15 protein-coding genes, 2 tRNA genes and 3 pseudogenes are annotated in these 22,874 nt (G+C 57.8%); 7 read left to right on the plus strand and 13 right to left on the minus strand.

Annotation, left to right across the window (positions count from 1 at the left end; genetic code table 11):
* A partial coding sequence (locus tag BHAP_RS03780) for a transposase (protein ID WP_143248720.1) occupies positions 1-536 on the plus strand: 536 nt, incomplete at its 5' end.
* Between the two features lie 196 nt (positions 537-732).
* The gene (locus BHAP_RS11445; protein ID WP_143248721.1) at positions 733-1,077 is read left to right on the plus strand and encodes a hypothetical protein; all 345 of its coding nucleotides are present in this window, start codon (positions 733-735) and stop codon (positions 1,075-1,077) included.
* On the opposite strand, the gene BHAP_RS03785 is transcribed toward BHAP_RS11445, so the two are convergent.
* Positions 1,069-1,139, minus strand: a tRNA-Gly gene (locus BHAP_RS03785). The genes BHAP_RS11445 and BHAP_RS03785 overlap by 9 nt on opposite strands.
* Before the next feature lie 187 nt (positions 1,140-1,326).
* Here BHAP_RS03785 and BHAP_RS03790 point away from each other — a divergent pair.
* Positions 1,327-3,255, plus strand: a complete 1,929-nt coding sequence (locus BHAP_RS03790; protein WP_094729432.1) for a tyrosine-protein phosphatase — start codon at positions 1,327-1,329, stop codon at positions 3,253-3,255.
* Positions 3,256-3,309: 54 nt separating this feature from the next.
* On the opposite strand, the gene BHAP_RS03795 is transcribed toward BHAP_RS03790, so the two are convergent.
* The 11 genes and pseudogenes from BHAP_RS03795 to BHAP_RS03835 form a co-directional block, all read right to left on the minus strand.
* Entirely contained in the window at positions 3,310-4,578 is a 1,269-nt protein-coding gene (locus BHAP_RS03795; RefSeq protein ID WP_094729433.1) for an ABC transporter ATP-binding protein, read from the minus strand.
* 3 nt (positions 4,579-4,581) lie between these two features.
* Positions 4,582-6,249 carry an ABC transporter permease gene (locus tag BHAP_RS03800; RefSeq protein ID WP_211279682.1) on the minus strand — a complete coding sequence of 556 codons (1,668 nt, stop codon included), beginning with the start codon at positions 6,247-6,249 and terminating at the stop codon, positions 4,582-4,584.
* Positions 6,250-6,306: 57 nt separating this feature from the next.
* A complete protein-coding gene (locus BHAP_RS03805; protein ID WP_094729434.1) occupies positions 6,307-7,371 on the minus strand; it encodes an ABC transporter substrate-binding protein in 1,065 nt (354 codons plus the stop codon).
* Positions 7,372-7,511: 140 nt separating this feature from the next.
* Entirely contained in the window at positions 7,512-8,423 is a 912-nt protein-coding gene (locus BHAP_RS03810) for a MurR/RpiR family transcriptional regulator (protein WP_158216418.1), read from the minus strand.
* A 6-nt stretch (positions 8,424-8,429) separates the two neighbouring features.
* A complete protein-coding gene (htpX, locus tag BHAP_RS03815; RefSeq protein ID WP_094729436.1) occupies positions 8,430-9,407 on the minus strand; it encodes a zinc metalloprotease HtpX in 978 nt (325 codons plus the stop codon).
* Between the two features lie 133 nt (positions 9,408-9,540).
* The gene (locus BHAP_RS03820) at positions 9,541-10,704 is read right to left on the minus strand and encodes a serine hydrolase (RefSeq protein ID WP_211279683.1); all 1,164 of its coding nucleotides are present in this window, start codon (positions 10,702-10,704) and stop codon (positions 9,541-9,543) included.
* 326 nt (positions 10,705-11,030) lie between these two features.
* Positions 11,031-12,497 carry an FAD-dependent oxidoreductase gene (locus BHAP_RS03825; RefSeq protein WP_094729438.1) on the minus strand — a complete coding sequence of 489 codons (1,467 nt, stop codon included), beginning with the start codon at positions 12,495-12,497 and terminating at the stop codon, positions 11,031-11,033.
* A gap of 255 nt (positions 12,498-12,752) precedes the next feature.
* Positions 12,753-13,097: pseudogene (locus BHAP_RS12085) on the minus strand (HAD hydrolase family protein); the annotation flags it as partial.
* A 99-nt stretch (positions 13,098-13,196) separates the two neighbouring features.
* A pseudogene (locus tag BHAP_RS12090) lies at positions 13,197-14,603 on the minus strand (HAD-IC family P-type ATPase); the annotation flags it as partial.
* A gap of 150 nt (positions 14,604-14,753) precedes the next feature.
* Positions 14,754-15,308, minus strand: a pseudogene (locus BHAP_RS12095) (heavy metal translocating P-type ATPase); the annotation flags it as partial.
* Positions 15,309-15,716: 408 nt separating this feature from the next.
* Positions 15,717-17,888, minus strand: a complete 2,172-nt coding sequence (locus BHAP_RS03835; protein WP_094729440.1) for a trypsin-like peptidase domain-containing protein — start codon at positions 17,886-17,888, stop codon at positions 15,717-15,719.
* Between the two features lie 457 nt (positions 17,889-18,345).
* Here BHAP_RS03835 and tgt point away from each other — a divergent pair, with 457 nt between their 5' ends.
* Together tgt and BHAP_RS03845 are read left to right on the plus strand one after the other, a co-directional pair.
* The gene (tgt, locus tag BHAP_RS03840; protein WP_094729441.1) at positions 18,346-19,647 is read left to right on the plus strand and encodes a tRNA guanosine(34) transglycosylase Tgt; all 1,302 of its coding nucleotides are present in this window, start codon (positions 18,346-18,348) and stop codon (positions 19,645-19,647) included.
* Positions 19,648-19,969: 322 nt separating this feature from the next.
* The gene (locus BHAP_RS03845) at positions 19,970-21,682 is read left to right on the plus strand and encodes a gamma-glutamyltransferase family protein (protein WP_094729442.1); all 1,713 of its coding nucleotides are present in this window, start codon (positions 19,970-19,972) and stop codon (positions 21,680-21,682) included.
* Between the two features lie 13 nt (positions 21,683-21,695).
* Here the strand turns inward: BHAP_RS03845 and BHAP_RS03850 are convergent, their stop codons facing one another.
* The gene (locus BHAP_RS03850) at positions 21,696-21,971 is read right to left on the minus strand and encodes a hypothetical protein (RefSeq protein ID WP_143248722.1); all 276 of its coding nucleotides are present in this window, start codon (positions 21,969-21,971) and stop codon (positions 21,696-21,698) included.
* A gap of 219 nt (positions 21,972-22,190) precedes the next feature.
* Here BHAP_RS03850 and BHAP_RS03855 point away from each other — a divergent pair.
* Both BHAP_RS03855 and BHAP_RS03860 read left to right on the plus strand, forming a co-directional pair.
* Positions 22,191-22,276 (plus strand) — tRNA-Leu (locus tag BHAP_RS03855).
* Between the two features lie 274 nt (positions 22,277-22,550).
* A partial coding sequence (locus BHAP_RS03860; protein ID WP_420807708.1) for a transposase-like zinc-binding domain-containing protein occupies positions 22,551-22,874 on the plus strand: 324 nt, incomplete at its 3' end.

The following is a 22,874-nucleotide window of genomic DNA, read 5'->3' on the forward strand; positions in this document are numbered from 1 at the left end:
CCATCGGTGAACAGACCGTTACCGTACCCGGCACCGACATGGCCGAGACCATCATCCCCTCGATCGCCCGCGACATCAAACAGATCAAGGACCGGCGCCGCAACCTCGCCTCGCAGGTCGAGGAGCTCCTCAACGATCACCCTCTTCTCACGGTCCTGACGTCGATGCCCGGGATAGGCGCCAGGACCGCAAGCAACATCCTCCTCGCAATCGGCGGGAACATCTCGAACTTCAAAAACGCGGCCCACCTCGCCGCGTACGCCGGCATCGCGCCCATCACCAGCCAATCCGGCACCAGCATCAAAGGCGAACACCCCGCCCGGGGCGGCAACAAACGCCTCAAGAACGCACTATGGCAGTCTGCGTTTGTCGCCTCCACTAAACACCCGCCATCCATCGCCTACTACAAACGCAAACGAGGACAAGGCAAACACCACAACGCCGCCATCATCTGCCTCGCCCGACGCCGCTGCGACGTGATCTACAGCATGCTCAAGAACGGCACCCTCTACCAGGAACAAACCCTCGCCGCCTGAACAAAACACAAACACCGGCTACGGCAACGAATCGCCAAGGCCAAAGCGAAGCACGCCCACCACAACCAACCAGAATGCGACACGTCAACCCCTCACACGGTTGACAAAAACATAGGAACACCCCCCCCCCGCAGACTTGGCTTCGGGCGGGTTCTAGTCATGGTTGCAACACCTGACCGACTGACGGGAGGACCGGGTGGGACGGACCAATTTCTGTGATATTCCGGCGGAGGATGGCCGCATGTCCGCCGGAATATCACACAAACAAGGGTCAAAACGTGACATTCCGGCGGAACAATTGCTCGCTCCCGCCGAAATATCACATAAACTCAGCCCGAAACGTGACATTCCGGCGGACATCGGCCACCATCCGCCGGAATATCACACTTCGCTGAATCCAATAACTCAAAGTCACGCTGACTGGCCCACTTGCGTACGCAGGCACGCGGTATTATTCCCATCCATTTCTCATGGCATGACTTATGGGTATCCGAAAGAACTCAAACCATTGAAATTAAGCCAAAAATCAAAGAGCGAATGACGGGAGTCGAACCCGCCTCTACAGCTTGGGAAGCTGTCGTTCTACCGATGAACTACATTCGCGATGTCTCTAATATGAATGAATCCTCTATAAGAGACAAATAGACAGCATAGCAGATGCCATGCCACATTGTGAAGCATCCTTATACATAGTGACAATTTGCCGATGATTCATATGCCGTTGGGCGGGTAGCAACATGAATTTCCCACAATAATACGGAACAGATTCCAAGTTACAAGGAATAACGGAATGAACAGTTGCGGCACATCAGGCGTATCACCGGTAGATAACGGCATCCTCAGCGCAACCACAGCATCAGCAGCTCCACGTCGCTTACCAAATGAATCACCGTCAACCGCCCCTTGCTCAGCCGAATCATCAGCAATCCATACGTCATCACACAGCGCACAGCCAACAGCTGAACCGCTTCACCTTGAGCACTGCCCGAACGCACGCATCGCCGCACGCCGTATCGACGGTACACCGTGGCTCATCCGCTCCGCCGCGCCCGACAAACTCACCGCCGAGGGCGAATCCCAGCTGCACAATCTCAACGTCACCACCATTGTTGACCTTCGCGAGCCCGACGAAGGTCACCCGCGCCAATTCGCCGGCATCACCACCGTCAAAACACCAATCTACTGTCTACCAAACGGCGCGCCGCGCACCGGTACGCTCGACGGAATCTACACGTTTATGCTCGAACAGCGCGGCCCTCAACTCGCGTGTGCGGTCGCAGCCATCGCAGACGCACCCGGCACCGCGCTCGTCCACTGCAGTATCGGTAAAGATCGCACTGGACTTGTTGTTGCGCTGGCTCGGCTCGTAGCCGGCGACCCGCAAGACGCGATTATCGCCGATTACGCGCGGTCAGCATCCGGGCTCAACGATCAGATTCGTCAAAAGACCTTCGCAGAAGTCGCTTGCGACGCACCATACGATCCGCAACGTACGGAGACGTTGCACATGCGACTCGACAGTCCCGCGTCCATGATGATCGCAATCTGTGATTGGCTTGATGCACACGGCGGTGCGGCGCACTATCTCAAAGATCACGGTCTAACATCGGAACAACTGAACCGGTTACGTTCCAAGCGTCAGGCGACGGCTGGAATCACCCCACATACCTTGACGGTACCCGTGGAACAATCACCCGTGCACGCTGCTCCTGTCACGCGCGCAACCACAGCGGTACAACAACCAGCGAGCACACAATCCGCAATCAGCGCACCTCACGCGGCAGCAGCAACAGCAGTCACCACTACACTTGTGGCAGAGTCGGCCGAACCCAGCCCAAGCACACAGTACACATCGCACAACCCACACGATCTTCAGCGGTTAACCATCGTGCATCTGTCAGATATCCACGCTGAACTGCCACCGCAACGGCTGTTCGGTCGTGTTAACCCGTTGCGCGCACTTGAATTCGTACCATATTATCTGCGCGCGCTGGCCGTGCACCCGGACGTGATCGTGGTCAGCGGCGACCTTATTCACCGTGATATTCGCGCGTACCAGCCAGTTGCTGAAGCGCTTCAGCAACTGGCCGAGAATGTCAAAGCGCCACTGTGCGCAGTACCGGGCAATCACGACGATACAGACGAAGCGACTGCCGCACTGTCCGTATGCGCGAATATTACATGCGCTCCGAGCGTAATCACCGTCAACGGATACGACATTTATCTACTCGACAGTAGTGAGGGGCGACTGTCGGATAACACGCTGTCGACGTTACGTGAACGGCTTCAGTGCAAGCCGACTGAATCGCACAACAATATCCATCCATCGATTCTCGTGATGCACCACAGTCCAGTTCCGTCACTCATGCCGGGACTACGACAGGTCAATCTGCGCAACGCGGACGATCTCGCTGCCGCGATTGACGGTGCGCACGTGCGACTGATTCTCGCTGGTCATTTTCATCACGCGATGCAAGCGACGTTCGCTGGCGTTCCGGTATCGGTCGCACCGTCAATGGCATACGAACAGCGAATGGATGCCGGCGCTGGATTCGTGGAAGGACGTTCTGGCGCCGCTTTCACGATCGAAGAGCTCAGCGCAGATGGCTGCTTGCGTGTAACGACCGTGCCAATCAGTCTTGATGACGATGTGCTGTTCTCCGTACCAGCCGGCACATCGACGCACCCGAGCCATCACCTGCACCGTAGCGTCGCATAGTCCTGCGTTGTCACAGTCTGCAACGGTACCTAACGCAGAATCTGGGTACTCTTGTCATGGAGCGGGATAGAACGTGCCGCGCGCAACGTGCACAGACACCGCTTCACCGGCTTTTGGCGCAATACCTTGAACTGCGCAGCGAAACTCCAATCCTCCCCAGTTCACAACTACCGTATTGACGACCTGCCCAAATAGCGAAGCGGAAACAACCGGCACTTGCGAAGACGCAGATCCCGTAGCCCTAGTACCGTCTGGCATCCCCGACATAGCTCGCACATTATTATCACTATTATCACTGCCAAACACAGACGTATCTGTGACTCTGTCAGCCGGCCCTAACGTCACTGCATGTGGTGACACGGCCAGCGCACCGTGCCGCTGCCCAGCTGCACCCCGTGCGGCACTATCGCCACCAGCACCTGCAACACCACCGTCATCCCGCACATCCACGTCCTGCGCCGCCACCGCCAACGGCAACGCATCCGCACGGAATTCGCGCCCGTCAAATACGCCCGGTACGAGCGTCGCGTCACCGAGAAACGCTGCAACCATCGCACACGACGGCCGTTCCAACAACTCAGTCGGCGTCCCGATCTGCTGCACGCGCCCGTGATCGAGCACTGCAATACGATCCGCCATCGCAAGCGCTTCACCACGATCATGCGTAACATGCACCGCAGTCAAATGCAGCTGCGACGTCATATGCTTCAACTCAATACGCAATGTTTCACGCAATGGTTCATCCAATGCAGACAACGCTTCGTCGAGCAGCAGCATACGCGGTCTAGCCACCACTGCGCGCGCAATCGCCACGCGTTGCCGCTGACCGCCAGACAATTCACTCGGGTCACGATCTGCGAATCCCGCCAATCCAACCATCGCAAGCGCTCGCTTAACCCGTTCAGTTCGTTCCGCACGCGGCACACGTGCTTGCACGAGCGGATATGCAACGTTCTGACCGACGTTCATGTGCGGCCAAATCGCATGCTGCTGAAACACCATGCCTAAGTGACGGCGTTCAGGCGGCACATCCACGCGCGGCGACGCCGCCGACACGATGTCGCCGCTCATGCGCACCGTACCGGACGTAGGGCGTAAGAATCCTGCAACCGTGCGCAACAGCGTGGTTTTACCGGAGCCAGATGGACCGATTAAGGCCATAAATTCGCCGGGGCGCACAGTCAGACTAACGTTATCAAGACCGAGATTGCCGTTGCTGTATCGCACGGTGACTTCGTTGACGTCAAGCGCGTTGACTGCCGAATCAGCAGCAACGTTTTCGGCAGCAACACCATCATCACTTAATTTCCGCACATCCACCATCGCTCATCGTCCTCTCATCACTCGCGTAACCGTACGCAACGCAGCCAGCCCAACCACAGTAATCAACAACGACAGCGCAGCCGCCGCATTATACGAACCCGCCTGTTGCAAGCTAAACACCACAACGCCAAGCGTTTGCGCGTCCGGCGCAAGCAGCAGCGACGAAATCGTCAACTCGCGCACAGCAGTAAGCACGACCAGCATCGCGCCGGTCACCGCCGCAGACGCGCCCATCCGCCAAATTACGTCACGCATCGCGGTTAACGGCGAGGCGCCACTGATGCGAGCCGCGTCAACAAGCGCATCCGGAATCGCTTTCAGTGGCGCTTCCACCGTTTGCACCACCAGCCCAACGAACGCGGTTACGTACGCTGCCAAAATCAGCCACGGCGTATTAAACAAGCCGATATGCGGCGCGAGCAGCAGCCAGCCGACTGCAATAATCAAACCCGGAATTGATTGCGGCAGTAGCGCGAGACTGCCGAGCGCATGATCGTCGCGGCGATGCGAGCGCGCGGCAAGTGAACCGATTGCCATGCCAACGATGCCACAGATCACGCCTGCACCGACCGATAGCACGATTGACGTGGTCAAACCGAGCATGGTCGTCGGACTTGCGAATGCTTCGCGATAGCTGTCAAGCGTGAGGTTGCTCCATGTGAGTGGAATGCCTGGCGCGGCAAGTAACGACTGTGATGCGAGCGCAAACGTGGGCAGCACAGTGATCGCGAGTCCCACCGTCCACAGTATGACTGCGATCGGCAGTCGACCGCCTAATCGTAACGGCATTGCGTTTGCCGCGCGTGGTGCAAACGTTATCGTGCGCTGCGGGATGCGTTTGACTGCGCTGAGCGCGAGCATGGTTACGGCGAGCATCATAATGCCGATGCCGGCGACGACTTGCAGCGGATTGTCTACTGAACCGGATTGCACGTACCGGTAGATCAGTGTGGCGAGCGTGGTGTAACGTTCCGGCGTGCCGACGATAGATGGGATGCCGAAGTCAGCGAGATTACTAACAACTTGCAGAATAAACGCGCTCAGCGCGGCAGGTGCAACGAGCGGTAGTGTGATCGAGCCGAGTACATGAACCGGTTCAGCACCACTGATTCGCGCTGCTTCTTCGAGCTCGGCAGGCACGCGATCAAGCGCAACGGCGATCATCAAATACGCAACCGGATAACCATGCAAAGCGAGCAGGAAAATCACACCGTCCGCACCATACACGTTCCAAAGCACATGTCCAAACCACTGCGTCCACTGCAGGTTGATCGGGCTTGCCGGCCCAAACACGCCGGTCCACGCGATCGCGCCGATAAACGGTGGAACGAGCAGTGGCGTGAGCAGTATGAGCCGCAATGCACCGCGGCCCGGCAAGTCAGTGTGTTCCACGAATACGGCGAGCGCAAGCGCAACGATTGTGGCGATTACGGCCGCTGCCAACGACGAGACAGCGCTGTTGATTGCAGCGTCGAGTACGTCGGCGTTCAGCACTTCAGTGCCGCGCCACGACAGGATGCCATACAACGCGATTGCACCGAGCGGCATGACAACGAACAGCAGGCAGAACACCCACAAGACGACGCGAAGCGTCCCGAGCGACTGCCCGGGGCGCTTGTGCGTCGTGCTCATGCGAGTGGTTTGCCGCGCGGATGGTGTTGCAGTAACCATCAGTCAGAACCCTACATTGCACAGATCAACGTAACCGGTTAAGTTAACTCAACCAGCTCAGCCGACGTGCGCAGTGAACGACTTAAGCGCGGTTTCCTTGTTTTCGGTCACCGTCGCAAGATCAGGGTTGAGCAGCTTGATCTTGTCGAGTTCAGGAGCGCCTTCCGGGCTGCCAGCATCGTTGCGCACCGGCAGGTAGTTCTGCTTGACGGCGAGCTTCTGTCCGCGCACGCTGAGCACGTAGTCGATGAACGCTTGAGCAGCCTTCTCATTCTTCGTGGACTTGAAAATACCAATCGGTTCAGAGACGAACGGTACACCTTCGGACGGGTATGCAACCGCGACCGGCGAACCCTTGGTCTTAAGATCGCGAATCAGGTAGTCGACAACCACACCAACCGGCTGCGTACCGGATGCGACAGCTTGCGAAACTGGGCCGTTGCTGTCAGCAATCACTGGCTTGTTTTTGCCGAGTTCAGTGAACCACTGTTCGCCGAGGTTCTTGTCGAGATACCAGACGGCAGCATTGTATGCGGCCGCGCCGGAAACGGATGGGTTCGGCATGACGATCTTGCCGTTGTATTGCGGGTCAGCGAGTGACTTCCACGAGTCGGGAGCGGTCTTGATTGCGTTTGTGTTGTACGCGATAACGGTTGGGATGACGCGCGTGCCAGTGTAGTAACCGTCTGCGTCGGTCACACCGTCGATGAGCTTATCAGCTTCCTTCGGCGTGTACTTGGCGAGCGAGTCGGACTTCTTGTACTTTTCGAACGTGGATGCGTCGGCAGCCCACAAAATATCGGCTTTCACACCGCCGTTGGCCTGTTCGGATTCGATGCGCGCGTTGAGATCGCCGGTACCAGCGCGGAACGACTGAACTTTGACGTTGGGCACAACTTCGTTGAAATCTTTGATGAGTGCGTCGAGCTTGTTCTGCGGCTCGGACGTGTACACGGTGATGGTGCCGTTGACCGAAGTGTCGGTCTGGGATGATGCGGTGTCACCGGAAGCGTTGTTAGCGGAGTTCGTGTTGGTATTGGCGGAAGCGTTGCCGCAGCCGGACAGCACCATCAGCGCTGCGAGCGCACCCGCGGCGAGCGTGGTGATCGTACGGATCTTCATATCGTTGCCTTTCCCCTAGGTTTTCCGGAATTCCGTAACTCATGGAACGAATTCCATTTACGATTATCCGCAGCAAAACGTCGGGCTACTGACAGACAGACGACCAACAAGCGACAGTCAGTTGAACATTAGGAGATGCACTACTGAGGATCGGCACAATCAGATACGGAGTCCGCAATCACTTCGCGCACATCGCCCGCCTGAGCAGTGTGCGACGACCGGTCAATCACCGTCGCACATAATGCTTGCAATACTACGAGTTCCGCAACACGATCAGCGCCAGGATCAATACGATGCGCTTGCGGCATCACACCAGTCACCATCGTCACATCAGCGATCTCAGCTAACGGAGACTTCGGAAAATTCGTCATCGCCACAACCGTTGCGCCACGCTCCCTCGCCAGCCGGCACGTATGTAACGTATGCGTATTCGCACCCGAATAGCTCACCGCCAAACATACGTCACCACTTGCCAGCGCGTGCGCACAAAACTGCTGACTAATCACATCAGCCGGAAACTGTACCGGCAAACCAGCCGCCGCCAACCGCAGCGCAGCATCACGAATCGGCGGCGCAGAAAAACCAGTCGCCGCACACAAAATCCGACCAGCGCTCGCAAGCAGATCAGCAGCACGACGCATCGTCGCATCATCAATCGTCGTCGACGCAACCTTCAACGCCGCAATAGCATTCGCAAACGTAAACGCAACAATCGACGACGCATCATCCGCGCTCGCAGCAACGCCCGCACCAGTTCCCGCTAGCGTCACCCCACGCTGCTGCACATCATCAGACAGCCGCGCAAACTCAAGCCGCATATGCTGATATCCACGAAAACCAACCCGCTGGCACGCGCGCACCACCGTCGACAATGACGTGCCAGCCTGTTCAGCAACGTCAGCGGTAGACCAATTCGGCACATCCTGCGGACGCATCAGCATCGCCGCAATCACGCGCTGTTCGCCACCACCCAACGCCGGCAACGCAGCACGCAAGCGAGCCAACAGCGGAGAATCCACCGGCGAGTCAGTCACCGCAGTCGTATCACTCACCAACAATCACCGCCCGTAGTCCGAGATACTTTGCGTATATCCCGAACCATATCCGGCACCAGCGTTCACATACCCGCCCTGCTGCGCGCGCATTTCCTGCGCCATCTGCATGAGTCGCGCGATACGCTGATCGGTCGGCGGGTGTGTTGAAAACAGCTGCGAAAAACCTTCCGCAGAGAACGGATTGGCGATCATCATCGCCGCCACCGACTGCGTACCTGCGGTAGCAGGCATCGGATTGGCTTGCGCACCAACCGAAATCTTGTTGAGCGCCGACGCAAGCGCCTCCGGATCGCCAGTCAGGCGCGAACCATCCTCGTCCGCGTCAAACTCGCGCGTGCGGGAAATAGCCATCTGAATCAGCGACGCACCGATCGGAGCAAGAATCGCACTCAACAGCACGCCCACCAAGCCGAGCGCGCCGCCGGCATTATCGTCACGATCATCGCGTGAGCCACCGCCGAAGTACATGAGCGAGTAGCCAAGATACGTGATCACCGTCGCCATTGCAGACGCGATTGCCGACGTGAGAATGTCATGATTGTAAACATGCATGAGCTCATGGCCGAGCACGCCGCGAATCTCGCGTTCGTTGAGCATCTGCAAGATACCTTGCGTGCAGCAAACCGCTGCGTGACGTTCGTTACGGCCGGTTGCAAACGCGTTCGGACTCATCGTCGGCGCGATGTAGATACGCGGCATCGGCTTGCCAGCTTTCGCAGACAGTTCGCGCACGATGCGATACAGCGCGGGCGCCTCCTGCTCAGAGACTTCACGCGCGCGCATTGACGCGATCGCGAGTTTGTCGGAAAACCAGTACGAGCCGAACGTGGTGGCCAAACCGATCATAATGTACACGCCGAGCGTGCTGCGGCGGCCGCCAGTAGCCCACCAAATCAGCATGACGACGGCCCACATTAATGCGAAAAGCAGCGTCGTCTTCAGGCCATTGAAGTGGCCATGCACCCGAAGATTGCCATTCATAATCCACACAGTAAATTCACCGGCTGGATGTTGGCTGGATATTGCCGGGGATTGTCGCTGTGTTAGCCACAGGCGGAATTACTGGCCCGCGGCATGGCACGGCGAGGCACGGCGCGGCGCGACTTGGCGCAACTTATGCAGACATCTGATCCGTGTGAATCGTGTCAAGCATCGACACTAAACCAGACACCATGTCGTACTCATTCACCGCGGTTGTCATCACCGCGAGCACGTAATCACCCGACGACGATCGCACAATACCCGCATCATTCAGCGAATACAATCCAGCCTCGTTAATCCAACCAGCCTTCGTATAGACGGAGTATTGGCTTCCCAGCGCCATGTGAATCGAGGAATTGAGCGTGTTAGAAAATTCACCAGCAAGCCACTGACGTGCGGCCGAATCCACGTCCGTCGCTTCTTGCGTGGTGTTGTCTGGGGAACTTTGCGAGTTGGCCTGACTGTCTGAGCCGTCCGCCGATCCAGTCGTACCATCCGCCGATCCAGTTGTCCCATCCGAACCGAACAAATATCCGTACCCCTTCGCCCACATGCGCGCAAGATCCGCCGACGACATGTTCAGAAAATCACCGAGTGACATATCCGTCACGTCCACGCTCACGCCAGCCGACTGCGACCATTGCGCAAACGCGTCAGTTCCATACGCCAAACGCAGCGAAAAATACGTGTCATTATTCGAGACAGAAATCGTCTGATGAATCAAATACTGCGTGTTACCAGCGTCACTTGTCTCAGCTAAATACGCCGATTTCAAGTCAATCGCACCGGTCTCAGCGAGCGCAAGCACATACGGTCCTTTAATCGCAGACGCTGAATAATGCGCGATGCCAGCATACGACGACAGCGCGTCGCCCGTCTTGATATCGACTATCACGAACGACGCCTCGTATCCGGCGTTGGTGAACGTATTGAGCTCATCCTCGAGCTGGACTTGCGTGTCCGGGTCGAGCGTGAAACCGGTTGTGGAAACTTGTGCCGCGCCGTCGAGTTTGCCGATGGCGTTCAGCGCGATCTCGGTCGGCGTTCCGGTGGGCAGCGACTGAGCTTGAGGAACTTGAGTCGCATGTTTCGTGGCATTATTAGTATCCGCGTCGTTTGATTTCGTTGCGGTCTGCGACTGTTTGGCCGCTTGCGACGACTCATCAACCGCAACCGTCCATACATAATGGACAGAGCCGCCTACCGCAACACATATTGCAAGTGCTGCGCCGAGCACAGTGACTAGACGGCGACGATAGACCGGCGACTGGGAGAGATTCGCAGCCCATGTACGCATGATGCGGTGTGCGCGAGATTGCGCATGAGTGGGGTGATCGGGGCGATTGGGATGATGACGAACATCATTATCGCTATGGCGACTAACGTGAGACGTGTTTGATGTCACGCGACGCGTAGGGCGTGAATCATAATCATGCGTAACATGCGTGTTATGCGCGTCATGCGCGTTCGTTTGATGTGGTCTTGGCATGCTACTTCCCAACACTGTGTTATCAGCCATGATAACGTACACACCAACCTGAGCCGCTGGAAATTGCCACAGTTCATCGCAGCTCCCCTGACAAGGGGAGCTGCGGTACAGCTCAACCCGCAATTACAGACACATCACGCGTGCGCGAGCGCGCGCATCTGATCGGGGTCGATAACCTTCTTGTGCTCGCGGCCTTCCTTCGCGCCTTCCGCACGCTCGAACGCGTCAACCTTCTTCCAGCCAGCGAAATCAATCGGCTTGACGCCGCGCTCAGCCAGCAGTCGATCGATCGACTCAGGATCGCGATCAGCCGCCACGCGACCACCTTCCGCAGCCTTCGCAAGATCTTCGAGCATATTCGTCACGATCATCAGCGCATCCGACTTCGTCGAGCCAATCAAGCCAACCGGACCACGCTTCGCCCAACCAGTCGCATACAGACGTTCGCGCACTTCGCCACCGTCAGCAGCAGTTGTAATACGACCGTCGCCGTTCGCGTTCGCCAAGTGCGCACCCTTCTCGTCGTACACAATACCGGGCGCTTCAGCCGGCTTGTAACCGATCGCGTGATACACAGCCTCAACCGGGTAATCAGTGAACTCACCAGTGCGATGCATCTTGCCGTCAGCGCCAGTTTCCGTACGCTCCACGCGAATCGCTTTCACATGACCATCCTCACCGAGAATTTCGGTCGGCGCAGAATTGAAGTGCACATAGTACTTGCGGTCGGCCGGATTACCCTCGAAGTCAACGTCACCGTCGTCTTCCATATCCTCAGCCATCTCGCGGATCGTGAACAGCTCTTCGACCATCTGACGAGTGAGCTTGTCCTTGCCAGCAACCTCAATCGTGTCATCGTCGAGCTCAAAATCGTCCTCGTTAATAATGAGCTGCACGCCGGGCAGTTTCTCCATCTCACGCAACTCTTGCACGGAGAACTTCGCCTGTGCAACGCCACGACGAATGAACAGGTGCAACGTGCGCGCCTTGTTGTTCTGAATACCCTCGTACACGTTGTCCGGAATATCGGTTTTAGCTTTGAGATCATCCGCATTGCGCATCAGCTCACGCGCCACGTCCATCGCAACGTTACCGCCGCCGATCACAGCCACGCTCTCGGCTGTCAGCGGCCATTCGCGAGCGCCAGTCGGGTAACCGTCGTACCACTCAACGAACTTGGCTGCGCCGTACACGCCATCGAGGTCGGCGCCGGGGATGGTGAGCGGCTTGTCCTTAACCGCGCCGGTTGCGAAGAGCACAGCGTCGTAACGGGCAAGCAGGTCGTCGAGCGTCACGTCTTTGCCGAATTCAACGTCGCAGTAGAGGTGAATATCGGGGTTGTCGAGCGTCTTTTCGAGCGCGTCGGCAATGAACTTGATGGACGGGTGGTCGGGAGCCACGCCGTAACGGACTAGGCCAAACGGCACAGGCAGTTTCTCGAACAGGTCGATACGAGCCTTGGTGCCAAGGCCAAGTTCTTCGCCAAGCTTCTTGAGCTGGCGCAGGAAAATATCGGAAGAGTACACACCGGCCGGACCGGCGCCAATCACCGCGATACGCAGTTCGTTGGTGTTTTGAGCAGTATTCGAAGATTCAGTCACGCGTTACAGCCTATCGCAAGCCGCCGAATCACGGAAGAGGGGTTTGAAACTTCCTTTTCTCAATCTGAGAGGCAGTTTTTGTCTCACGCAGGGGTCTTTCTTCAATCTGAGAGGCAGGTAACTCCAGATATTATGCGCAAAATCCATATGATTATGTGGGATATGGAGGTATTTTCCGGCGGCACCTGCCTCTCAGATTGAAGAAAGGCCACTGCAAGACAGGAAATCTGCCTCTCAGATTACAGAAAGCCCCAATTATTCGCGGTCGATCAGCGCAGTGAGCGCCCAGAGAATGGAAACAACATCGATTGCTTCCTGCAAGAAAGCACCGACGACGACCGGAATAAGGTTGAACGCTGCGGCCAGCATACCAACAAGCGCGAGACCGAGGCCAAGCAGTACAGCCTGCAACATGACTCGTTTGGTACGGCGAGCAATGGCAATAGCTTGCGGAACGGCAGCGATGTTGTCGTTCATAATGACAACTTGCGCAGATTCAGATGCGGCAGTAGACGTGCCGTCGGTCATTGCTACGCCGATATCGGCAGCAGCCAATACGGGAGCATCGTTTACGCCGTCGCCGACCATCATGGTGACGGGACGAGCCGAGCGACGAGATGAACGAGACGCGTTCAGCGAATCCGTTGATGCGGCAGAACCATCCGCACCATCCGCACCAGCTGATTCCGCCACACCATCCGCACCAGCCGCATTTCGCACCGCAGCCACCTTATCTTCGGGGAACAGTTCGGCGTGAATCTCATCAATACCAACTTCACGGGCGATAATTTCCGCAGATGCGCGCTTGTCGCCAGTAAGCATCGTGAGTCTGAGAACACCCATCGCATGCAGTCGCGCCAATGCTTCGCGAGCATTCGCGCGCGGCACATCGCGCAATACAATACGCGCGATTAATTGCCCATCAACCGACACATACGATGCCATTTCGTCCGGTTGCAACATGCCAAACCGCGTATGCAACGACCCTGACTGCCGTACCTCGCCACCGTCGCGTACACCAGTTGATGCTGCTGAGCGAATTATCGAATCATTCACAACCACGTCCGAACGTTGAGAACCATTTCTGCCGTGCTCGCCCGACGACGTAGCTGTTTGGAATCCATCCTCACCAGCCTCCGCGAAAGACAATCGTCCCACGCGCACCACATGTCCATCCACCACCCCGGACACACCTCGGCCAGCATCCTCCCGCACATCCTTCACCACCGGATACTCACGACCCAAACCTGCGTGAATGCCGACGCGGGCACCGGCGCCAGCGCTGTCAGCACCAATATCCGGGCACGACCGTTGTCCGCTCGCAAACCGAGCTCGCAACCGCGCAGCTGCTTCCGTTCCAGCCTTTGCAATACCGCGCGAGAGAATGTGTGTCGAATAGCCTTCCACTACGCCAGCCATCATGAGTACATGGTCCTCATCCAGTCGCCTCGGCATGCCATCTGAAGCACCGTCGCCCGGCGCAACCTCCGGCAACATCTCCACGCGCACAACCTGCGGCTGTTTCACCGTCAACGTGCCAGTTTTGTCGAAAAACACTCTCGTCACGCGCCCCAACTGTTCGAGCACATCCTGCGTTTTGATGAGCACACCAGCAGCCGCAAGCCGCCCAGTTCCGGCGATATACGCGACCGGCGCGGCGATGAGCAGCGGGCACGGCGTCGCGAGTACCAGCACTTGCGCGAATCGCGTCGGCACACCGGAAAACGCCCACGCTACGCCTGCAATTACAAGCGAGAGAATCGTAAACGGAACAGCGAGTCGGTCGGCCGTTCGCACGACCGCAGGACGCGATTCTTGCGCGGCCGACACGAGCGAAAGAATACGCTGATACTGCGAGTCGGCGGCGGTTTCAGTGGCACGCATGGTGAGCGCGGTCGCACCATTCACCGCTCCAGACATGACGCGAGCGCCGGCAAATACTTCGCGCGGCATTGGCTCGCCGTTAATCGCGCTCAGGTCGAGCGTTGCAGAACCGGACAGCAGTTCGCCGTCAACGGGCACAGTTTCGCCGGGGAGCACGATGATGACGTCGCCAATGCGCACGTCGTCGACCGGCAGCGTTACAAAGTGGGACGATGCGACGGCACGACGGTGCTGCTCGATTGCATCGGTCACTGCTAAACAGTCGTCTGCTGCGTGACCGGTGATTGCACATATGTTGTCGCTCGGCGATGTGACTGGAGCGTTCGTTGATACCGGACGAAAATCGTTGCCACGAGCTGGGCCGATGTTGCGAGCAGCGTGAGCACCAGCGTGAGCTTGGCCACCGGATTGGTTACCGCTGTCACCTCGTCCCACGCCCGGCAGTGTGATCACGTGCGCAGTGCGCGGCGCAGCTTCGACGAGCGCAGTTAGACTGTGCTCGGCTTTCGCTTGCGCGTACTCTTCGATCGCCTCGCCGGACGCGATCATGAGCATGACCGCCCAGCTTGCCCAGTATTCGTGCACGGCAACGGTTGACAGAATCGCGACGACTGCGAGTAGATCGACGCCAACTTGACCGTGGCGAATGTCGTTGATCATGCCGCGCACAGTATCGATAACAACAACCAGTACCAGCACGATGATGAGCCACTGACCGACGCCGGGATTGCCGAGGACAGGAATACCGGAGAATGATGCGGCGGTAGCGGTGTTGCTCGCAACCTCACCGACTGACGACCACGGTCGCCAGTCCCCCAGCAATGCAAGTGGAATTGCCGCCGCAATCACTACAGGCAGCATCGGTACCATGCGAAAAATACGCACAATCGCAGAGAAAAATTGAGTAAATCTGGTGACACACGTCATCATGGCTCCTTATGCTCGCATACGGAGTCGATCGCGGCGGTAACGGTAACTATGTGCGTGGCCATCGCCGCAATCGGCAGTTCGGTCACGCCTTGTTAACCCACCGGCGTCCTTGCCGAGAGCCTTGCGGCTACCCTGCGCGACCATCCGATACACGGCGTAAAGATGAAATATTCAGTTATGTTGTAGCAGTAACCATATTGCATTAATCCCGCGACTTCGCCGTCGTGGCAGTGCACTCACATCCGTCGTTCCACTCCTCAATCTGAGCCAAATACAAATATTGCGCGTGATCGCAAACACGCGATCACGCGCAACACCATCACTCAGCAACTACTCACCAGTCATCTAGCAATCGTTAAGCAGTCACTTAGTAGTCACTCAACAGTCACTCAGTAACAGAGCGGTTTACCACAGGTTGAACGGATCAGAGAAGCCACCGTTGTCACCGGTACCACCGTCGCTGTTACCATTCGAGCCATTACCATTGCCGTTGGAACCGTTACCGTTACCGTTGCCGTTCGAGCCGTTGTTACCGTTCGACGAGCTGGACGACGAACCGTTCACGGCCGCCTCCTCCTGATCGAGCGTCACTTCAACTTCCATCGTCTTACCGTCGCGCACGATGGTAAGCGTCGCCTTGTCGCCGAGCGCAGACGCGCGCACGAATCCAAGCAGCGAGAAGTGACTGTTAACCGCGTTGCCGTTGAACGCGACGATCACGTCGCCTTCCTTAAGTCCAGCCTTGTCAGCCGGGCCGCCGGAAACAACCGCCGAGCCACCTGCGGATGGACGCGTCACTTTCGCGCCGGAGCGAGTCACACCGTCAGCGCTCGCCGTGTCAGTCGAAACGACCACGCCGAGCGCAACGTGCTTGACTGAACCGTCCTTGATGATTTCTTCAGCCACGCGCTTGACGAGGTTCGCCGGAATCGCGAACCCAATGCCGATCGAGCCAGCAGACTCGGACGACGTCGCGGTGGACGCGATCGACGAGTTGATACCGATCACTTGACCGGCGCCGTTGAACGTCGGGCCACCGGAGTTGCCCGGGTTGATAGCCGCGTCAATCTGCACCGCGTTGGTAACGATCTCATTGTTATTGTCGTCGGTGACCGTCACCGGGCGGTTAAGCGCGGAAACGATGCCCGTGGTGGCAGTGTCGTCGTAGCCGAGCGGGTTGCCGATAGCCATGACGTTCTCACCAACCGCGAGCTTGTCAGAGTCCGCAAATTCCACGGCCTTGAGGTCGCTCGGCGGATTGTCGAGCTTGATGACTGCGAGATCGGTGGTGGTGTCGGTGCCGACGAGCTTAGCCGTGTACATGTTGCCGTTGGCGAGCGTGACCTGAATTTGCTGCGCGCCGGAGATCACGTGGTTGTTGGTGACGATGTGTCCCTCGGTGTCGATGACCGCACCGGAACCCTTGGCAGTGCCGTTAGACAGCGTGGTTTGAATCGAGACAACAGAGTCGGACACACTGGACGCGACCGCAGACCAGTCGACTGCTTCGCCGCTCTTCGTGGTGGCCGAGCCGGAACCAGACTTGTTCGAGTTGACGTTGGTCAGCGAGCTTGAGCTTGGGATAGTGACCCAGCCACTGGTCAAGCCGTAGTAGCCGACGCCGAGGCACAGAGCGGCGGAAACGAGCGCTGCAACAACGCCGATGACCACACCGCTGGCAGTTTTGTTATTGGTTTTGTTGCCGTTCGGAACAACCGGTTGACCGGGCTGACCGTTGGCTGGCGCGTACGGACCGAACGGACCATTGCCGTACGGCGGGAACGGCGGCTGCTGGGCTGGCTGACCGTTCTGCGACGGAACCTGACCGCCCTGCTGCGGCTGGTTCTGCTGGTTCTGTGGCTGACCCTGCGCATTCTGCTGGCTCTGTCCGGCGAGGAACGGGTTGGAGAACGGGTTACGGTTAGCGTTCTGCTGGTTCTGACCGTTGCTCGCGGCGCCCACGTTAGCGTTCTGTGCATTTTGATTTGCGTTGTTTGCGTTCGCAAACGGGTTACCAAACAGACCGCCGAACGGCTGATTGTGCGGTTGCGCGTTCTGCTGCGGTGCCGACTGGCTTGGCGCGGGCTGAGTCGGAGTCGGACCGTACGCACCGTATTCTGGCGCCGGACGGTACTGCTGAGTCGGTTGATCGGACGCAGACGGCGCCGCAGTACCAGCGGATGACGTCGCAGTATCGTTCGCGGTCGGAGCGGACGATATAACCGTGCTTTCGCCAGCTGCTGCCGCGTAGTTCGGCGTATCGTCAGCCGCTGGAACCGGTGTGATCGGAGTCGTCGCCGCGGTCGAATCCGCAGTCGACGACGTACTAGCCGGCGACGAGAACGTGCCGGTCAGCGGTTCGATCGGCGTCGTATCAGCCGTCGACGATGTTGCGGACTGTGACGCAACCGACGTACCAGTCGCAGTCGGTAACGTTACGGTCGGCTGATCGCCGGTCGTATCATTATTCGTCTGAATCGGGGAGGTCTGGCCGTCATTCGCTGGTGCGGCCTGCTGCGCGTCCCCTGACTGCTCGCCACTGCCGGCAAGCCAGTCGTTGTTGTGCTCTTCAGCCATTGCTACTCCTTACGTTAGTTGCCGGGCGCACCTGCGAACCATCGCTCGCTGTCGACCACCCGGTGAACTGCTATCTAAGAGTAAAGATACTTGCTCTGGAAGTTTCCTGAATGTCCGTTGAAAGAAATGCACGAGTTTTCTCCTTGCTTGATGGAAGTCGCGTGCGTTACGGTCACGTTGCTGTCGCGTTGCGGTCGAGTAGCACGCGAGCAGTCAGTCACCGTGACTGTCCGCAATAACCAGCGACCCACGCAACTACTTGCGTCGTAAACGTTGCAATATCGCGCATGTGAACCGGTTCAGTAATTCAGCAACCGGCTGATAGCAGATCATTCGCAAGCCGCATTGCGCACGCTATCACGCCGCGCCGCACTGCATCGCATCATCTCGCGCCGCGCTCACGTAAACCGCGCGTCATCCACGAATTCGTTACTGGGCTTCGCCTAGAGTGAAGCCTATGACGAATCTTGTGGATCATCCTCGCGGCGCCGCGCCAGGTCAGCCCGGCGATCGCAACGCGTTCAGTTTTGAAACGATTACGCGCCTGCCAGACGCCCCCGACGGCAAGGGTCGCGGCGGCGCACGCTACGGCCGCACCGGCATTCTGCACACGCCGCACGGCGACATTCATACGCCCGCATTCGTGCCAGTCGCCACGCAAGCTGCAATGAAAGCGGTTCTGCCGGAAACGATGCGCTCGGAAGGCGCGCAATGCTTGCTGTCGAATGCATTCCACCTGTACGAGCGCCCCGGTGAAGATGTGCTCGATGCGGCCGGCGGACTTGCGAAGTTCATGAACTGGGACGGGCCGACCTTTACCGATTCAGGTGGATTCCAAGTGCTCTCGCTCGGCGCTGGTTTTAAAAAGACGCTGGCAATGGACGTGACCGGCATGAAGTCGGACGATGTGATCGCTAACGGTAAAGAGCGGCTTGCGTTCGTGGATGAGGACGGTGTGACGTTTAAGTCGCCGCTTAACGGTGCACGTCACCGGTTCAGTGCCGAAATTTCGATGGGTATTCAACATAAAATCGGCGCAGATATTATGTTTGCGTTCGACGAGCTGACCACACTGATGAACACGCGCTCATATCAGGAACAATCCGTTGAGCGCACGTATCGTTGGGCGCAACGTTGCGTTGCTGAGCATCAGCGGCTGACTCAAGTGCGTCTTGGCAAGCCGTATCAGGCGCTTTACGGCGTGGTGCAGGGCGCCAATTACGAGGATTTACGCCGGCATGCGGCTGAGCAGATTGCCTCACTTGATTTCGACGGCGTTGGCATCGGTGGAGCGATTGAGAAACGTATTATCGGTGACACCTGCGCGTGGATTTGCGATGCGATGCCGGAAAGCCGACCGCGACACGTACTCGGTATTGCGGCTGTGGACGATATTTTCGCGTGCGTAGAAAACGGTGGCGATACGTTTGACTGCGTGGCGCCGGCACGTTGCGGTCGTAACGGTGCGATTTTCACGCGCGACGGACGATACAACGTCAAGCGCGCCGAATTTAAGTTCGATTTCGGACCGCTCGAAAAAGGATGCGACTGCTACACGTGCACGCATTATTCGCGCGCGTATGTTGATCATTTGTTGCGCGCCCGCGAGTTCAACGGATTCACGCTGGCTACGATTCATAACGAGCATTTCTTCATCAAACTGCTTGATGATATCCGCGCGTCGATTGACGGCGGGTATTTCAACGAGTTCCGCGATGAGACGCTCGCGCGATTCTACGCGCACGGCTCGCGCGGCTGATCGCGAGTGTTGGTTGGGGCACTGGGCGGTGCGCCGGTTGACACACCGGTTCGCCCGCCGGTCGGCGTGCCAACTACCCGAGTGGCAGAAAACGCTCGCTGACGGTGGTCTAAATGAGCGTTTTCTGCCACTCCTACCGATGCGTGGCGGTTTTCGCTCACTGACAGCGGTCTCAGCGAGCATTTTCCGCCACTCCCGTCCACTAGTGGCGGTTTTCGCTCACTGACAGTCGCCTGAGCGAGCGTTTTCCGCCACTGCATAACCGACTCAGTAACAACCGCAGTAACTGCCACACACCGAAATAACGCGCGATAATGGACGCATGACCACAATCCCATCGTTCGATCCGCTCGCACAGCATTACTCATCTCATCGTTTCCCGATATACGCTAACCGCGCGATGGTGAACTGCTCAACTCCGCAAGCATCATCAGCCGGTTTACAAGTCCTACTCAAAGGTGGCAACGCGTTCGATGCCGCCGTGGCCGCAGCAGCCACCCTCACCGTCGTCGAACCTACGTCAAACGGTATCGGTTCAGACGCGTTCTGCATCGCATGGAGCGCACGCGAAAATCGACTCGTCGGACTCAACTCAAGCGGTTCAGCACCGCAAGCGATTTCTATTGATCGAGTGATCGCAGATGGCAACGACGATCACGGTCACATGCCAAAACTCGGCTGGACTCCGATCACTGTGCCGGGAGCCCCTGCCGCATGGGCCTCAATCAACAAACGATTCGGCAGGCTCAGTCTTGCCGATGATCTTGCACCCGCCGTGGATTACGCGCGCAACGGATACGCAGTTAACGCAAATCTCGCGCGATTCTGGCAACTGTCAGCGAACGTATACCGTGCAGCCAATAACGATGGCCGATTCGACGAGTGGTTCCGCGTGTTCACGCACAACAACTTAACCCCTTCAGCTGGCGATATCATCACACTGCCCGACCATGCGAACACATTGCAGGAAATCGGTGAAACTCACGCGCGCTCATTCTATGAAGGCGATCTGGCCCGCGCCATCGATGCAGCAAGCCGAGCAGCCGGCGGCTACCTGCGCTACGACGATCTAGCCGCATTCCAACCGCGCTGGGTTGAACCAATGCGACTCGACTATCGAGGTTGGCAAGTGTGCGAAATCCCGCCAAACGGTCAAGGCATCGTCGCGCTTATGGCACTGAATATTTTGCGCAACTTCGATTTTGCCAGCGGCCCCGCTGGACGCGACAATGCAAGAACCGCGCATCTACAGATTGAAGCGGTTAAGCTCGCATTCGCAGACGCATTCGACACGGTCACCGATCCGGATGATACAAGCTTCGATTACGCGCAGTATCTCACGCCTGAATACGGTGAACAGCGCGCACGGCTCATCGGCGATACGGCTCAAGTGCGCACCACGCGCACGCCGTCAAGTTCTGGCACGGTGTATCTGTGCTGTGCGGATGGCGAGGGCAACATGGTGTCGTATATTCAGTCGAATTATATGGGATTTGGCTCAGGCATTGTTGTGCCCGGAACCGGTATCGCATTGCAGAATCGCGGGGCGGATTTTTCGCTCGACCCGTCGCGAGCTAACGCGCTTAAGCCAGGTAAACGCACGTATCACACGATTATTCCGGGATTCCTGATGAAAGATGGGCAACCGGTTGGGCCATTTGGTGTGATGGGCGCGTACATGCAACCGCAAGGTCATGTACAAGTTGCGATGAACGCGATCGATTTCGGCTTGGACCCGCAGCAAGCGCTCGATGCGCCGCGCTGGCGGTGGGATCGCAGCAATACGGTGCGCGTAGAGACGTCGTTTGATGAATCGATTGCGCGCGAGCTTGCTCGACGTGGTCATGATGTGACAGTGAGCTTGGAAGCGGCCGATTTTGGGCGAGGACAGATGATCATGCGGCTGGATCGCGGTGCGTTGAGCAGTGCGTTTAGCGAGTCAACTGAAGCGGTTACGTTAGCTCATACCATTGCCGGACCGTCATACGTTGGTGGTACGGAATCACGCACCGACAGTAATATCGCATGCTGGTAAATCGTCGCGATACTTACTTCGCGCGACGTTCAAGTAACTCCTGTTGACGGCCTTCGAGAATCATTCGCTGGCACGTCGGGCAGACTGCGCCGTATTGATCAGTACGAATCAACGATGCGAATTGATGACAAATACGACACTCGCGCAATGAGCACAAGCCGACGATGCCAGCAGCAGCTGCGATCATTGCGGCCGTTGCGAACCATGCGCAGACCAACAGTACGACTGCGGCAACCAACATGACGATCATCAGCGTCATGCACCGCGATCGGGATTGCAGCCTGTTCATATCCGTCCCTCCACCCCACAATCTGGACGATATGGTTCCAACATACAAACAACCCCTCCCCACGCCACGCCGAAAACCGTTGATTACGGTGGTATTCATGCGCAATGTGCAATTCTTTGCGAATGTACTATCCCATCCTTCAAGTGGGATCAAGCGATCAGCCAGCGACACGCCGAGCTGGCACAAATCCAAACGCGGGTGTAAGTTAGTCGATTGTCTGCGAGTGTGGCGGAATGGTAGACGCGCTGTCTTCAGGTGGCAGTGAGTGTATGCTCGTGGGGGTTCAACTCCCCCCACTCGCACCAGCAACTAAAGGGCTGAAATCGTTGAGAATCAACGGTTTCAGCCCTTTTGCTTTATCTCTAACTGCAACTCAGTAGCTGAACGAGCTTCCGGGGTTATAGGCCAAAATGTGTGTCTGTTTTGGCTCGCTTTCCTTTGTGGCAGTGGGCGTTTCCCCTGTTCGAGTTGTATGGGCGGGGAACTTGAAGTCGGCCAGAATGTGTGTCCGGAACAGGCTGTGAGGCCTTTCGGGACAACGGTTGAGCGGCTTTCGAGTTGGCGTGGCAGATTGGGTGGATGAACACACCCAGTTGCGCCGTGTGCGGCGAGCCGATGAAACGGAACGGAAGAACAAGCTCGGGGCGGGTCAGGTGGCGGTGCCGGGACGCCGGCTGCGGGAGCTCGCGCACCCAGTCGCGCGACAACAGGGCCCGTGACCTGCGGTGCGGACTGGACTGGCTGTTTTCCAAACGGTCGCAGGCCGAGCACGACCTGCCCTCCCGCACGCTGCGCCGCCGGTGCGAGCTGATGTGGGGCCTGTGGCCGCCGGTGCCCCTGGTGGACGAGGTGCATCACGTGGTGCATGTGGACGGCATTCACCTGCACCGCGACGCCGTGGTG

It is taken from the genome of Bifidobacterium hapali, from assembly GCF_002259755.1.
GTDB lineage: Bacteria > Actinomycetota > Actinomycetes > Actinomycetales > Bifidobacteriaceae > Bifidobacterium > Bifidobacterium hapali.